Here is a 14,877-nt window from a genome sequence, read left to right on the forward strand (position 1 = left end):
GTTATAGGAAGTGTAAGGAGATGAACGAAGTGTAAAGAAGTTCTACATAAAACTATCGGCTTCGCGATAAGCCTTTATTAGCGCCATTTCACCCTCTTTGCCTTTGCCTGCGTTGCCATGTTCCATACCTATAACACCGCGGTAGCCCTTGTTATAAATATGTTTGAAAATGTTTTTATAGTTCATTTCGCCGGTGCCGGGTTCATTACGGCCCGGGTTATCACCAACCTGGTAATAGCCTATTTCGTCATAAACCATATCAAGTGTTGGGATTATGTTGCCCTGGTTACGCTGTACATGGTACATATCATACAAAATTTTACATGACGGACTGCCCACGGCTTTGCAAATGGCATAAGCTTGGTCGGGTGTACGAAGAAAGAGGTCGGGATTATCGCTCAGGGGCTCCATAACAATAACCAGGCCGTGCGGCTCAACAATAGCGGTACCCTTTTTCATGGCTTCAATAACATTGCCGGTTTGGATGCCGATGGGCAGGTGGCGCACAAAATCGCCGGGTACCACGGTAACCAGCTTACTGTTGATGCGCTTGGCAACTTCAATCGCCTGTTTGCACGATGCTATGAACTTATCTACATATTCGGCTTTGCCGGATGCCAGCATATTGCCATCATTACTCAGGCCGGGCTGTACAAATACGCCCATGGCCATACCCAGTTTAGCCAGGGTATCGCCAATTTTTATTTGCTGCTCAACCGGGCGACCGGCCATGCCATTATCCTCAATAGCGCGAAAGCCATTATCATAAGCAAACTTTATCTGCGCTATAAAATCATCGCCGGCGTGGTTTTTAAACATGCCATCGTGTATGCCATAATTCAGGTGGAAGGGTTTTTTGTCGTCTTTAGCTGGGTGAGCGCCGGTAAATGTACCTGCTTTTAAAACTCCGGTGGTAAGTAGGGAAGTACCTGCAAGTACGGAGCTTTGCACAAAGTTTCTGCGTTTCATAGGCTGGTTGGTTTAATTCAAAAGTAAAAATTCAAAATTCAAAAAGCGAGGTGTCGTTAAAAATACCGAGGAAAATGAACCCGTTGGATGAAATATAGTTAAGATTAATTTTTTTGAATTTTGAGTTTTAACTTTTGAATTATCGCGTCGTTACACTTGAAAATACCATAAATTTTCGTATATTTGTATCACAAACGGAAAATTTATAGCTATTTCCCTTTAGCTGCCTGTTTATCAATTATTATTGATCAGGGTTCATTTTTATCCCCGCTGATACCGTTGCTGCCCGGACATTAATTAATGAGATCCTCTTCATGTACACAATTCAATGCAGAACGCGAGTTCGTTTGAATGTTTTATACAGGTTTAAAACCAGGGAAAGGCTTATTGTTTAACTAAATTTTTATAATTTATGGCTAAATCGCAAGCAACCTTCATGAAAAAACAACTCGAAAAAAATCGTCAGAAAAAGAAAGAAGATAAAGAACAGCGCAAGCTTGAACGTCAGCAAAACGGCGGCGGCAGCGATCTGGAAAGCATGATGGCTTACGTTAATGAATTTGGCGAGATCGTATCAACTCCGCCAGAAAAAAAAGGATAACCCCCGATCCGCTTACAATATTATGTAGTGTAACAACTGAATGTTTACACTACATAAAAAATTGTAACTCCCAAGTTCTGCCCCACTCATCTACCTTAAAAACCTTACGGCTGGTTGGTAGATCACTACTTTTCCCTTATAACTTCTGTAAGCATTCCATAGTATAATTAATACGTTAAACACGTAGTAAAATATCGGTGCGAGTATCATTAGCTCAAGTCCGCCTAAGTTAGCTAAAGAGATATTTGGCATAGGAATGTGTACGTGCAGAAATATTACGCAGAAAAATAAAATGTAACCCAGGAATATGGCCAAACACCAGGTTATTTGAAAGTTGAGTATTCGCCGGCCAGTTTCATTGATGTTTTTTACCTGGTCCTTTTTCAGCATATAAATAATAAGCGGTACAATTATTCCCATTATCGGGAAAGCAATGAAGGCCAGGGCTGATAGGTTTAAAAACACGAGGAGGCCATTATCTTCCTTTTCGGTCCATTCTATAAGGTCGTTTGGCATAACGTTAAGAGCGTTAGCCAGTCTTTTAAGACTATCGCCGCGTGGTTCTGTTTCGCCGCTTTCAATACGCTGAACAGTGCGCAGGTTTAGTTGCGCAATATCTGCCAGTTCGCCCTGGCTAAGGCCCAGGCGGGTACGTAATTCTTTGATCTTTTTGGATAGGTCGGTATTTTTCATTTGTTGAATAATTATGGCAGCAAAGGTATTTTAAAGCATAATACATAGGTACGACATGTTTACGGCATTTATACGGCATTTGTGCCATGCGTAATTTTGCCGCCTGTTTGCTACATGCTTTTGTAAAATATATATATCATTAAACCTTGATTGAACTTTTTTAATTTTCAATTGTCGTACATTGTATAATTAACTAAAAATCTATGAAAATTAATTTTTGCCTGCTTTTGTTGTGCATTTTTGCTGCTTCGTGCGGCGGCAGCGGTAAAAGCACTACCGATACATTGGGCACCAAACCAACGCATGACGATACCGTGCAGGCCAATGCTAATAATGCACCTATAGTTAACATGCAATATTGTTTTTATCATACCGATGGTACAGCGGCGCAGGATACTACTATGGTAAACATAACCATCAATGGTGATAAAGTTACCGGCAAGATGAATTGGATACCTAAAGAAAAAGATGCCCGCAAAGGCAAGCTGGATGGCAAACTTACCGGGAATGCTATAAAAGCACGATGGACATATGGGCAAGAGGGAACAAAAGACACCATGACGGTGGAATTTCAACTGCGAGGCAATGGGCTGGCACAAAAGCCTTATAAATACGATGCCAAAACGGGCGCCGAGCAAACAAATGCTGCTGCCGATTATAGCATTATATATACTATGAAAAATTGTGTTAATTAGCAGTAGTAAATAGTAATAACATGAAAAAGAGAGACACCAGTATACTTTACCTTATTTTGGGCATTTATACCCTTATGATAAGCTGGTATTATAACCACAGTTTTATACTGTTGATTATCCATTATTTGTTTTGGCCGGTTTACCTTATTTATGAATTGTTGATAGGGCATTTGGCACACGGTATGTGGAAAACAATCCCGCTGCATTATTTTTAGAAAAAATTTCTTGCTAAAGAATTCAAACCCGGTTATTATACATAGCCGGGTTTTTTGTTGCAGGAGTGTTTTGCAATGCCATAAAAAAGGACCTGAAAATTATAGCTAAACCTGCGGATTATACGCAGCTATAATTGCCTGCGCAGCGTTTTATTACTCAAAGCAATATCCGTAAAAGTGCGCTTACAATACCGTAATGGCACTTCCATGATTTATATGGGCAATAATCAATTTTGAATTACAGTTTAACGCTGCATTATTTATGTGCTTTAAGGCATTAACAGCAGCGGTTTAATTGTGAAAAATTAATTATCCATTAAAATCATTTATTATGAAAAAATTAAACGCTCTACCGGTATTTTTTGCTTTATTAATTTTATGCCTTGCATCGTGTAAAAAAGGGGATGATGGCGCAACAGGCCCTGCGGGGTCTACAGGTGCTACAGGAGCCCAGGGTGTGGTTGGTCCGGCTGGCCCTAAAGGAGCCGATGGTAAAGATGGAAGCGTTATTTATAGTGGCAACACCCTTCCCGCAGCAACCACTGGCGTTGTTGGCGATTTTTATCTTAATGTGGCGACAGGCCTTTTATATGGCCCAAAAACCGGCGAAGGCTGGGGTGCCGGGTTTTCTTTAAAAGGGCCGGCTGGAGCTACCGGAGCCACCGGAGCTACTGGTGCAGCTGGTGCAAATGGTAATACTACGTTAAGTGGTTCAGGAGCGCCATCTGCAAGCCTGGGCAATGTGGGCGATTTTTATTTAGATAAGACCAGCTACTTTCTTTACGGTCCTAAAACTGGCACAGGATGGGGACCTGCCGTTAATTTACGAGGCCCTGCTGGTCCTGCAGGTACAGCGAATGTGATCTACTCTGACTGGATCAAGCCCGATGTTTATACCAAAACAACTATTTTCGGTACGATCCATTTTTCTTATACCATTACCGCGGCTAAAATTACCCAGGATATTTTAGATAAGGGAACCGTGATTGTTTATGGCAAATTGAACGGATACAATCCTGTGATCTGGCCTACTGACAATGTAGCTGCGTTGCCTATTGTAATTACTTACATGTCTGGCACAAATAGCAATATTGATACCTGGTCGGGCATTGCTTCGCTCGGTGCGATTCAGATCGACTTGACCAGCAGTCTTAATGCATATAGCAGTATATCAAATGCACACAGTTTCAGATATGTCATTATTCCGGGTGGGGTACATACAACAGCTGTAGCAAAGCAATTGAATATTAATGATTATGAATCGGTACGTAAATACTATCATATCACCGATTAATTTTTACCGATAGCCATAGTTTTATAACAATCAAGGGCGATAAAATATTTTATCGCCCTTGATTGTTTACTAAGTTGGTTAGGCATATTGGCTCGGTTAGCAGGTTCATTGGCTCATTGTGGTAAAATAACCTTGAACAGGGTTTTAGTTTAGCGTAAAATCTAACTAAAACACTTATGAAAAAAGTTACTTATCTATTATCGATGCTCATAGTTGTGGCATTGTTTACCGCTTCGTGCAAAAAAGGAGATGTTGGTCCGCAGGGTGACAAAGGCGATACCGGTGCGGCTGGTGTAAAAGGAGCAACCGGTGCGGCCGGAGAAGATGGCGTAAAGGGAGCCACCGGAACCGCCAACGTAATTTACTCGGATTGGCTACCCGCTAAGAGCATCAGAGATACCTTAGTAGATGGTACCAATTTCAAAATAGCCGATTTGCCTGCAACAAAGCTTACACAAGCCATTATAGACGGAGGAAGCATCATGGTATATTTTAGTATAGGCGGTACAGTGTTTCCATTGCCCTATACGAGTTCTGCCGGGGGAAAAGCCAATACCATAAGTTTTTGGCCGCGTTTAGGCCGCTTTATAATTAACAGGTACTCCGCAGATAATTCCGGCTCAATAAATTTGAGCACATTATTATTATACCGTTATGTGTTGATCCCGGGTGGGGTGAAAACAGCAGTAACAAAAAAGATAAACTTAAATGATTACCAGGCCGTTGTGAAATATTACGGCATAAAAAACTAATAAATGCCTAAACCTTAATTGTAACAGGTGAGCGATAAATTAAGTTATCGCTCACCTGTTTTTTATACTTTTTCAACCACCACGGCAGTGCCGTAAGCTAATACTTCGGTTACGCCTTGCATAACCTCATTAGCATCATAGCGCATACTAATAATAGCATTGGCACCAATTGCCTGCGCATGCTGTATTAAAAGCATGTAAGCCTCTTGCCGGGCGTTTTCGCAAAGCTCCACATAAATAGAAAGTCTGCCGCCAAAAAGCGATTGAAAGCCGCCGGCTATGTTGCCCAGCGCGCTTCTGCTGCGAACGGTAATGCCACGTACAACGCCCAAATGTTTAACTACTCGGTAGCCCTCAAGACCGGTACTGGTGGTAATAAGTGAAGTATCCATATTAATAATGTTTATAGGTTAGCAGGTTTGTTTATTTGTATGTGCAAAGGTATGAGCTTTGTACATTGGTTTTAACTTTAAAGCTGGTATTGGCTTCAACTTCAAATGATTGGCCGTTGGTGAAAGTTTGCCATTCCTGTTCGCCGGGTAGCAGGGCCTGCAGTGCGCCTTCAATAACCGTCATGGTTTCGTGACTTGATGTGCCAAATTCGTATTCGCCTTTTTCAATAACACCAATGGTGCTGCGGCCCTGTATAGTGGTATAAGCCAGTGATTTTACGGCTCCTTCAAAGTATTCGTTAACGTTTATCATGCTTGTGATTTTTGTGCCTAATATGCTCAAATAAAATGATTTGTTTAATAAAAACAATACCCTTGTTTGTTAAGCTATCAGTACATAATGTTAAAATATGTGAAAAAAGTAACTTTGGTTGTAATTATTAAAGTGCAAAGAACGTTATTTGCATAAAATTTATATATGAGGAAAATTCAACTTATTGTGCTGCTACTTATATCAGCTATATTTATCCAAAGCTGTAAAAAGGACGTAGTAACTTCTGCTTCTACAACATCTGATAAAGAACTATCTGCAAATATTAACGGAACTGCCTGGGCACCTGATACTATAGCCGCAGCTATCACATATAACGCCGCACTTAATACAAAATCCTTTACTGTACAAGGTACTGCCGATGAAAAAAGGATAAATATTAATATTACGCTTGCAAACGGCACCAATACCAATGATTTTACATTAGGCAATTATAAGGTAGATGGTACTTCGAGGGTGCAGCTGACCTACTCAACTTTAGAGTTAATTGGCGATACGTACGGCTACAAGCAGGTAGGTGAGGTTGAAGCAGGGTCTGGCTCAGTTACTATTACTTCTATTGATCCAACAAAAAATGTGATAACCGGTTATTACTCCTTTACAGCTAAAAAGGTTAATTACGATTTAAACGGTAACATCGAGTCTATCGAAATTTCGCAGATCCTGTTAGGTACATTTACCAATTTACCATATACTTTTTCAGCTAATTAATCCCGTTGAGGTTTAATAGGTTCCGTATATAAGTTAAAATTTTCATAAACTTCGTAATGGCTAACAGCCAAAACGTTACCACATAATAAAGCCCTTTTGCAATTTGCAAAAGGGCTTTTCATTTTATACTTTTTTTATCAAGTTACTGACCAGGACGTGTTGGCGTTGGGGTGGTTGGTACCGGTGTAGGCGTTGGTGTAGGGCTTGGTACCGGTGGCGGCGTAGGTACGGGCGATGGATTTGGTGTTGGCGCCGGATCTGTAGGCAGCGGTGTTGGGTTTGGATTAGGGTTTGGAGCCGGTGTTGGGGTCGGATCTGACGGAACCGGTGGCGGTGTTTTCGGTGTTTTTGGCGCTTTCTTCTTTTTGCCCGGTATGGTATCCGTAGCCATTGATTTTATGATGTAGGTATTGTTTTTAGATTGATCAGCCGTTTTATGACTGGCCGCAAAAACAACTGAACCTGCAAATAATAATGCGGCAGCTGCAGCTGTTATTTTTAAGTTTTTCATGGCGTTTTTCTTTAAATGGTTTAAAAATTAACTAAAAAGATAACGTATTGAATGGTTATTTGTTTTAGTTTATTTGAATAACACCCCGGCAACCAAAGCTGATTGTAGTTGCTTTTTATCCAAACAATTTGGTTTTTTAAGCATTAAATGGGTATCGTATGGCATCATCAAATAAATCCATTTATAGCGCGTTGGCGGCAAACCTGCTTATAGCCATCACCAAGTTTATTGCGGGTATAGTAAGCAACAGCGCCGCCATGATAGCCGAAGGTGTGCACTCGGTTGTTGATACGGCCAATCAGCTATTGCTGCTGCTGGGTTTATACAAAAGCAAAAAGAAACCCGATGCCACTCATCCCTTTGGCTACGGCAAAGAGCTTTATTTTTATTCGTTCATCGTATCTATCCTTATTTTTGGTTTGGGCGGCGGGGTATCAATATACCAGGGCGTAACGCATATCCTTCACCCCGATGTACCCGGCGATCCTAAATGGAGCTACGTGGTATTGGGCATCTCGGTAATATTTGAAGGTTCGTCGTTTATAATAGCCGCAAAAGAGTTTAATAAACTACGCGGCGACCAAACCTGGTGGCAGGCCATCACAAAAAGTAAGGATCCATCTACATTTTTGGTTTTGTTTGAGGATAGTGCTGCCGTTATTGGGTTATTTATTGTGGCTATTTGCCTGTTTATAGGTCATAAATTCCATATCAATTACCTGGATGGTGTTGCATCGTTGCTGGTAGGTATTTTGCTGATAGGCGTATCTATGATACTGGCCCGCGAAAGCCGCAGCCTGCTCATGGGCGAGGGGATAGGCTCAAACACCAAACAGCGCATTAAAGAAATTGTGGAGGATGATAAAGATGTATTAAAGCTGATGCACATCCTGTCAACCTATCAATCGCCCAGCGAAATTGTGATGATGCTCATCGTATCATTTGATACCCATCTGGATACTAACGGTATTAACGAAGCCATTTCCCGCATCCGTAACCGGGTTAAGGATGAGTATAACCTTATTCATTTCCTCATCATCCAACCCGAAACATTTATGGAAAAAGTAAACCCCGATGTGCAAACGTATATTTAGTTTGGCGGATGTTATATTTGTTCCATAAATAAGCACCCTCATGTATAACGTACAGTCTGCACCGCCGCATCCCCGGTCTGTTTTGAAAGCGATAATAATGATCCACGCTGCTTTATTGGTTGCGCAGGTGTTATTTGCCATAGCATCGTACGCTGTAGGTACAAAAACAAAGTATTTTGGAGCTCCGTCTACCCAAATACTTTATCTGATAGCGGTGCCCTTAATAGCCGCTGTAAGTTTTGTGGCCTCCAATCTGGTGTTTAAACTATTGGTTGCCAAACTCACCGGCAAAGATACCCTGGCAGAAAAACTGGTGGGTTATTTAAGCGCCGTAATTGTACGGCTGGCCCTTTTAGAAGGTGCGTCGTTATTTGGTATCGTTGTTTCCTTTATCACCGGGAATTTACTTTACCTGCTTATAGCCGGCTTGCTTATATTTTATTTTTTAATGGTAAGACCCACTGCTGATAAACTGGAAAGCGATCTGGAACTTACCTACGATCAAAAACTGGAGATGGAAGCCACAGACGATAGCGAGGTTAAATAGTCACAATCCGCTTGGTGTGTTCTGTAGCGCTTTTTAAAGTTTTTAACTCGGCCACAATAATAAAGCTTACAATAACCAGGAAACCCCAGGAGCTTATTTTTTGATAATTGACCATTGCCCAGGCATTATGCTGGTAAGCGTATTTCCATGCCCCAAGAGAAGTGGCCAGGTTTTCGGCAAGCCATATAAAAAAACCAATAAGCAGGAACGATAGTATGGTAGGCATGCGGTAAGCTTTGCCATCTAAATAAAACACCACTACCGACCGGCGAAAAAAGTAAATGATGAGCAAGCCGATAGCATACCGTACATCTATAATAAAATGGTTGCTGAAAAAGTTGAGGTATATCAGCGCGCCGATGATTCGGGCAATGTTGTGGCTGGGCCAGTTGAGTATTTGCAGGTTGAGTCTGCGCCAGGCCTGGCACATATAGCTGGCTACACTGGCATACATAAAGCCGCTGTAGAGGGGGACGCCTAAAAGTTTGGTATAGGCAAGTTCGGGGTAAGTCCATGAGCCAAAATGTACCTTAAACAGTTCCATCAATAAACCCAACAGATGGAAGATGCATATTACCAGCACTTCGTCCTTTGTTTCAATTTTGGTGTAATACATAATGGCCTGTATGCTTAGGCAGGCAATCAGCATAAAATCATATCGCGGCAAAATATTGGCAAACAAATGCGATAGGGCCAGCATACTAAACACCAGCACGGGAAACAAGCATGACAACGCCTGCTGATACACAAAAATTAAAAAGTGGTTGAGGTATGTTTTCAATTTTATTTCTGCTGATGATAAGGACTGTCCATTGCGATGATCTGCGCTTTATACTCGGCAGGCAGCAGGGCATTACGTAAAAAGGCTTCGGCACGTATTGTTTTTAACAACTTGTAACCCCAGATGATGGGCAGCAGCCAGGCTTGATTGCCTAATTTAAGCAGTTTGCGCACCTGCGGCGGGGCCACCAGCAATTGCGCCTGTTTTAGTATTTGGTAACGTGCCGTGCCCAAATGTTTTTTATACTGGCGATAAAGATCAACCGTTAATTCTCCGCTCACAAGATTCTGCTGCAAGTGATCCTGACGCATGCGCAGGTATTCGGCGTAATCAACAGGTAAACCTGTAAGCTGCATCCGCAGGCCAACCCGGTTAAAAACTGCGAATGTTTCGGCCTTTTCCGCTTCGGTAAGTTTGCGTTCCAGTAGTTCATAAGAGCGGATGGACAGGTCGATAAGCAGGAACAGTACATCACGGTAGGCCCAATCTGGAATTTGTGCGCCGCGATGGGCCTCAACGCCTTTATGTATGGCGTTAATTTTGTCGATGGACTTTAAGGCGGCTTCCTGGTCCGAAAATATGATCTGCCGGGAGTAAGCTACTGTTGAAAACAACCTCGCCAGCGGATCTGCCGGCAGGCGACCGGTATAGTATAGCCAGTCTACCGCTTTATTCAGGGCAAACTCGGCTGCGGCACCGGCAAAAATAAACAGGATGGTATCGGCCTTACCCCAAATCCTGCGCACTATTGAATCCTCGTTTACAAAATACTCCATATCAGTTAACGCTTTTATTAATCGGGGCCATGTAAATCATCTTTGTTCTTTCAATGGCAATCACCAGCGAAATGCCCAATGTGTAGCAAAGCATATCTGCCCATGAAAATGTGCTGCCTAATAAGATAACTGCTGCTTTTGATTGCTGCAAACCCAGTAAGTGTACCAAATGAAAGTATTGCGAACCTTCTACCAGGTAAGCAAAAAGTAGTACGTAAATGGCCACAGGAACGGCCGGTTTACTAAAAAAAGTTTTTACAAAGCAGTACAGCAATATCACCACCAAAAAATCCCCGCCAAATGGTCTGATAACTACATCGTGCACATATGTGCCAATGAATATTTCTATCAGCAATAGCAGTAGGGTAAGGGCGAAGTAGATTTTATTAAATTGCATAATTAAAAAGTACTTTGTATTGCAAAGTAAATTACAATTATTTGTATTTGCAAGTTTGTGCTGCACAAATTTCATGGTATAAAAACATAATTATTACAAGTCATTGTTTAATTTGGGTGGCTTATATACATCTGCTATGAATAACACATCCGAACTGGAAAAAATGATTGCCGGCGAGCTTTACAATGCCTGCGATGCGGAATTAGTGGCCCTGCGCTCAAAAGCCCGCGTGCTTTTTACACAATACAATGCCGCCGATTATGATGACAAGCAAACAAAACTTAACGTTTTAAAGGAGCTGTTTGGGGGTATTAAGGGCGCTATAGATATACAATCGCCATTTTACTGCGATTATGGTTTTAACATATTCGCGGGCGATAATGTGTTCATGAATTTTAATTGTATCATACTGGATTGTGCACGTGTTACCTTTGGCGATAATGTTTTTTTAGCGCCAAACGTGCAGCTATACACGGCCTACCATCCCATAATTGCAGCAGAACGAATTAAAGGACCTGAATATGCTGCGCCGATTACCATAGGTAACAACGTGTGGCTTGGCGGAGGCGTTATTGTTTGCCCCGGTGTAACCATAGGTGATAATACTACTATAGGCGCGGGGAGCGTGGTTACGAAGGATATCCCCGCAAACGTGGTAGCGGTTGGCAATCCTTGCAGGGTTATAAAGGAGTTGTAAAACTGACTAATATTAATGCTTTTTTTCGCCTGCAAATAATTTCTCGCCGGCTTCTATGCTGGTAGCCAGCTTATTTTCGCCGGGAGGTTTGGGGCAGGCGTAGCCGCCGCTGAACGCGCAGTAGGGGTTGTAGGCTTTGTTAAAATCGATAGTTACTTTGCCGTATTTAATATCTCCAATACGCAGGTCAATGTACCTGCCGCCGCCGTAAGTGGTAAGGCTATTGGTATCGTCGGTAAAAGGCAGAAAAAGGTAATCGGCATACTGCGGATTATTGGCCAGGGCTAAACTTTTATAAATGGTAAGTTCATACGGTTTGCCTTTAAGCGTAAAATTAAGTACGGCGTAACGGGCATAACCGCTTCCTGTTCCGCTAAATACGGGCATTACAAAGGGTGTTTCGTTAATCAGAATTTTTGCGTTGGCTACGACCCTGTAGGTGCTATCGGCACCATAAAAACGCAAAAACTGCAGGTCGTCTTTCTTTAGCGGACTACCTGCATCTGACAAAAAATCTGCTGCATAGCTTTTACGATGTTCGGCAATAAGTGTTTTATAATCCTGGCTGTAACACTTTAGGCTTATCATCAAAAGTATAAGGAGGCAGTATTTGCGTTTCATGGCCGAATATACAGATTTAGGTAAAAGGATAAAGGATAAAGGAATAAAGGAATAAAGATCGCAATGCAAGCATAATCCACAATTCCTCAACTTTTCCACAATGAGGTAAAACCCCACCCAATGCATTAACTTTACCCGATTAATAAAAGGAGCAACCGCTTGGCTAAAGATACTACCAAAGAAACCCCCTTAATGCAGCAATATAACGCTATAAAGGTTAAGTACCCAGGTGCTTTGCTGCTTTTTCGCGTGGGTGATTTTTACGAAACTTTTGGAGAAGATGCCATTAAGGCCGCCGGTATATTGGGTATTGTGCTTACCCGCCGCGGTAATGGCGTGGGTACACATATCGAGCTGGCGGGCTTTCCGCACCATTCGCTGGATACCTACCTGCCAAAGCTGGTACGTGCCGGGCAGCGTGTAGCCATCTGCGATCAGTTGGAAGACCCAAAAGCCACCAAAACCATTGTTAAGCGTGGTGTTACCGAACTGGTAACCCCCGGCGTGGCCACCAATGATAACATACTGCACCAAAAAAGCAATAATTACCTGGCTTCGCTGCATTTTGAGAAGAACACCATCGGCATTGCCCTTATAGATATTTCAACCGGCGAGTTTTTGACCGCGCAGGGTAACAGCGATTATATTGATAAGCTGCTGCAAAGCTTTTCGCCAAGCGAGGTAATATACCCAAAGAGCCGCAGTAAGGATTTTAAGGATGATTACGGCGATCGTTTCTATACTTATGCCCTGGACGAATGGCCTTACAGCGGCGATTACGCTACCGAAACACTGCTTAAACACTTTGGCGTAAAATCATTAAAGGGATTTGGGATAGATAAGCTAAACCTGGGCATTATAGCCGCGGGCGTGGCCATTCATTACCTTAACGAAACCGAACACCGCAACCTGCAGCACATTAGTGCTATCGGCCGAATTGAAGAGGACAGGTACCTGTGGCTGGATAGGTTCAGTATCCGTAACCTGGAACTGGTTGGATCAACCAACGAGAATGCGCTGACCCTGGTTGATGTGCTTGACCATACCTGCTCGCCTATGGGCGCACGCCTGTTGCGCCGCTGGATAGTGATGCCGCTTAAGGAGATAAAACCCATCAACGATCGTCTGGGCGTAGTGGAATACATGATAGCCCATGAAGAACTACGCGAGAACCTTCAAAATCAGATCAGGCAAATAGGCGATCTGGAAAGATTGATTTCCAAAATAGGTTTGCAAAAGGCCAACCCACGTGAGGTTTGTCAGCTTAAAAAAGCGTTAATGGCCATTGGCGCCATTAAAAAAATAGCCGAAACATCTGAAAGTTTACCATTACGCGCTATAGGTGAGCAGCTTAATCCATGTGTGCTCATCTGCGAAAAAATAGAACGCGAACTGCACCCCGAGCCGCCGGTAATGATTGTAAAAGGCTCGGTAATGAACGAGGGTATTAACGAGGAACTGGACAGGCTGCGCAAAATAGCTTTCGGCGGTAAAGGTTACCTGCTCGAAATTCAAAAACGCGAGGCTGAATCGACGGGTATTCCGTCGCTTAAAGTATCGTTCAATAATGTGTTTGGCTATTACCTGGAGGTTACGCACAGTCACCGCGACAAGGTACCTTCAGAATGGATCCGTAAGCAAACGCTGGTGAACGCCGAGCGCTATATTACGCCCGAACTTAAAGAATACGAAGAACAAATTTTGGGTGCCGAGGAAAAGATCCTGGTTATTGAAACCCGCTTATATAACGATCTGCTGTATTCGCTTGCCGAATATATTAAGCCTATACAGCTTAACGCACAGCTGATTGCCCGTTTGGATGTGCTGCTTAACTTTGCAACCATCTCCATAAAAAACTACTACGCCAAACCCGAGATGAATGAAAGCCGTGTGCTGGATATCAAGGGCGGCCGTCATCCGGTGATAGAAAAGAATTTGCCCCTGGGCGAAAGTTATATTACCAATGATGTTTATCTCGATTCGGAAACGCAGCAGATCATCATTATTACCGGCCCCAACATGGCGGGTAAGTCGGCTCTGTTAAGACAAACCGGCTTGATTGTGCTTATGGCGCAGATGGGATGCTTTGTGCCGGCTAAATCAGCCTCTATTGGTTTGGTTGATAAGATCTTTACAAGGGTAGGAGCATCGGATAACCTGTCGTCGGGCGAATCGACCTTTATGGTGGAGATGAACGAAACGGCCAGTATCCTCAATAATATATCCGACAGGAGTTTGATTCTGCTGGATGAGATCGGTCGTGGTACCTCTACTTATGACGGTATCTCCATAGCATGGTCAATTGCCGAATACCTGCATAGCCACCCGGCTGCAAAGGCAAAAACATTGTTTGCCACCCACTACCACGAGTTAAATGAGTTGAGCAACACATTTAACCGGATAAAAAACTTTAATGTATCGGTAAAAGAGGTTGGGCAGCAGATCATTTTCCTGCGTAAACTGGTACCCGGCGGCAGCGAGCACAGTTTCGGGATTCACGTAGCCAAGCTGGCGGGCATGCCTCAAAAGGTGCTGACGCGTGCCAACGAAATACTGAAGAAACTGGAAAACGAGCGTACGGGCGGTGAGCATATAAAAGAAAGTATCCGCAAGGTGCAAAAGCAAGCCGTACAGATGCAGATGTTTTCTATAGATGACCCCGTATTGGTAAAGATCCGCGATACCCTGAACAACCTCGATGTAAATACCCTAACCCCTGTAGAGGCCCTCATGAAACTCGACGAGATACAACGGGTGATAAAATCGTAGGCTTTTGATGTGCAGATTTTAGATTTCAGAT

Annotated in this window: 19 protein-coding genes; 10 read left to right on the forward strand and 9 right to left on the reverse strand. The window is 42.9% G+C overall.

Going from position 1 to position 14,877, the window contains the following annotated elements; all coding sequences use genetic code 11:
- Positions 1–42 precede the first annotated feature (42 nt).
- The gene (locus tag BLS59_RS08085) at positions 43–969 is read right to left on the reverse strand and encodes a hydroxypyruvate isomerase family protein (RefSeq protein ID WP_091147621.1); all 927 of its coding nucleotides are present in this window, start codon (positions 967–969) and stop codon (positions 43–45) included.
- A 436-nt stretch (positions 970–1,405) separates the two neighbouring features.
- On the opposite strand from BLS59_RS08085, the gene BLS59_RS08090 reads away from it, so the two are divergent.
- Positions 1,406–1,570 (forward strand): hypothetical protein, encoded by a 165-nt coding sequence (locus BLS59_RS08090; protein ID WP_240315190.1) that lies wholly within the window; start codon positions 1,406–1,408, stop codon positions 1,568–1,570.
- A gap of 90 nt (positions 1,571–1,660) precedes the next feature.
- On the opposite strand, the gene BLS59_RS08095 is transcribed toward BLS59_RS08090, so the two are convergent.
- Complete coding sequence (locus BLS59_RS08095; protein ID WP_091147626.1) at positions 1,661–2,263, reverse strand: helix-turn-helix domain-containing protein; 603 nt, start codon at positions 2,261–2,263, stop codon at positions 1,661–1,663.
- A 203-nt stretch (positions 2,264–2,466) separates the two neighbouring features.
- Here BLS59_RS08095 and BLS59_RS08100 point away from each other — a divergent pair, with 203 nt between their 5' ends.
- The 4 genes from BLS59_RS08100 (at position 2,467) to BLS59_RS31530 (ending at position 5,219) form a co-directional block, all read left to right on the forward strand.
- Positions 2,467–2,958, forward strand: coding sequence for a hypothetical protein (locus BLS59_RS08100; RefSeq protein WP_091147629.1), 492 nt, complete (start codon positions 2,467–2,469; stop codon positions 2,956–2,958).
- Between the two features lie 20 nt (positions 2,959–2,978).
- Positions 2,979–3,173, forward strand: a complete 195-nt coding sequence (locus BLS59_RS08105; protein ID WP_091147632.1) for a hypothetical protein — start codon at positions 2,979–2,981, stop codon at positions 3,171–3,173.
- A gap of 331 nt (positions 3,174–3,504) precedes the next feature.
- A complete protein-coding gene (locus BLS59_RS08110; protein ID WP_091147635.1) occupies positions 3,505–4,467 on the forward strand; it encodes a collagen-like protein in 963 nt (320 codons plus the stop codon).
- Between the two features lie 176 nt (positions 4,468–4,643).
- On the forward strand, positions 4,644–5,219 hold the full coding sequence (locus tag BLS59_RS31530; protein ID WP_091147637.1) for a collagen-like triple helix repeat-containing protein: 576 nt from the start codon (positions 4,644–4,646) through the stop codon (positions 5,217–5,219).
- 62 nt (positions 5,220–5,281) lie between these two features.
- Here the strand turns inward: BLS59_RS31530 and BLS59_RS08120 are convergent, their stop codons facing one another.
- Together BLS59_RS08120 and ppnP are read right to left on the reverse strand one after the other, a co-directional pair.
- Positions 5,282–5,611 carry a YbjQ family protein gene (locus BLS59_RS08120; protein WP_091147640.1) on the reverse strand — a complete coding sequence of 110 codons (330 nt, stop codon included), beginning with the start codon at positions 5,609–5,611 and terminating at the stop codon, positions 5,282–5,284.
- Positions 5,612–5,642: 31 nt separating this feature from the next.
- The gene (gene ppnP / locus BLS59_RS08125) at positions 5,643–5,924 is read right to left on the reverse strand and encodes a pyrimidine/purine nucleoside phosphorylase (protein WP_091148740.1); all 282 of its coding nucleotides are present in this window, start codon (positions 5,922–5,924) and stop codon (positions 5,643–5,645) included.
- A gap of 165 nt (positions 5,925–6,089) precedes the next feature.
- Here ppnP and BLS59_RS08130 point away from each other — a divergent pair, with 165 nt between their 5' ends.
- Complete coding sequence (locus tag BLS59_RS08130) at positions 6,090–6,653, forward strand: hypothetical protein (protein ID WP_091147643.1); 564 nt, start codon at positions 6,090–6,092, stop codon at positions 6,651–6,653.
- Between the two features lie 142 nt (positions 6,654–6,795).
- On the opposite strand, the gene BLS59_RS31975 is transcribed toward BLS59_RS08130, so the two are convergent.
- On the reverse strand, positions 6,796–7,164 hold the full coding sequence (locus BLS59_RS31975; protein WP_205411219.1) for a hypothetical protein: 369 nt from the start codon (positions 7,162–7,164) through the stop codon (positions 6,796–6,798).
- Between the two features lie 158 nt (positions 7,165–7,322).
- Here BLS59_RS31975 and BLS59_RS08140 point away from each other — a divergent pair, with 158 nt between their 5' ends.
- Complete coding sequence (locus BLS59_RS08140) at positions 7,323–8,258, forward strand: cation diffusion facilitator family transporter (protein WP_091147646.1); 936 nt, start codon at positions 7,323–7,325, stop codon at positions 8,256–8,258.
- 40 nt (positions 8,259–8,298) lie between these two features.
- On the forward strand, positions 8,299–8,805 hold the full coding sequence (locus BLS59_RS08145; protein WP_143014073.1) for a hypothetical protein: 507 nt from the start codon (positions 8,299–8,301) through the stop codon (positions 8,803–8,805).
- On the opposite strand, the gene BLS59_RS08150 is transcribed toward BLS59_RS08145, so the two are convergent.
- The 3 genes from BLS59_RS08150 to BLS59_RS08160 are packed head-to-tail and all read right to left on the reverse strand — an operon-like array spanning position 8,798 to position 10,759.
- On the reverse strand, positions 8,798–9,586 hold the full coding sequence (locus BLS59_RS08150; RefSeq protein WP_091147650.1) for a DUF817 domain-containing protein: 789 nt from the start codon (positions 9,584–9,586) through the stop codon (positions 8,798–8,800). The two genes, BLS59_RS08145 and BLS59_RS08150, sit on opposite strands and share 8 nt — an antisense overlap.
- A gap of 2 nt (positions 9,587–9,588) precedes the next feature.
- Positions 9,589–10,362, reverse strand: coding sequence for an oxygenase MpaB family protein (locus BLS59_RS08155; protein ID WP_091147652.1), 774 nt, complete (start codon positions 10,360–10,362; stop codon positions 9,589–9,591).
- Position 10,363: 1 nt separating this feature from the next.
- Positions 10,364–10,759 carry a ribosomal maturation YjgA family protein gene (locus BLS59_RS08160; RefSeq protein WP_091148742.1) on the reverse strand — a complete coding sequence of 132 codons (396 nt, stop codon included), beginning with the start codon at positions 10,757–10,759 and terminating at the stop codon, positions 10,364–10,366.
- 136 nt (positions 10,760–10,895) lie between these two features.
- On the opposite strand from BLS59_RS08160, the gene BLS59_RS08165 reads away from it, so the two are divergent.
- Positions 10,896–11,456 carry a sugar O-acetyltransferase gene (locus BLS59_RS08165; protein WP_091147654.1) on the forward strand — a complete coding sequence of 187 codons (561 nt, stop codon included), beginning with the start codon at positions 10,896–10,898 and terminating at the stop codon, positions 11,454–11,456.
- Positions 11,457–11,468: 12 nt separating this feature from the next.
- Here the strand turns inward: BLS59_RS08165 and BLS59_RS08170 are convergent, their stop codons facing one another.
- Positions 11,469–12,077, reverse strand: a complete 609-nt coding sequence (locus BLS59_RS08170) for a DUF1684 domain-containing protein (protein ID WP_091147656.1) — start codon at positions 12,075–12,077, stop codon at positions 11,469–11,471.
- A 159-nt stretch (positions 12,078–12,236) separates the two neighbouring features.
- On the opposite strand from BLS59_RS08170, the gene mutS reads away from it, so the two are divergent.
- Complete coding sequence (mutS, locus tag BLS59_RS08175; protein WP_091147658.1) at positions 12,237–14,846, forward strand: DNA mismatch repair protein MutS; 2,610 nt, start codon at positions 12,237–12,239, stop codon at positions 14,844–14,846.
- The last annotated feature ends 31 nt before the right edge of the window (positions 14,847–14,877 follow it).

Origin of the sequence: Mucilaginibacter pineti, from assembly GCF_900101875.1 — a bacterium.
Lineage (GTDB): Bacteria > Bacteroidota > Bacteroidia > Sphingobacteriales > Sphingobacteriaceae > Mucilaginibacter > Mucilaginibacter pineti.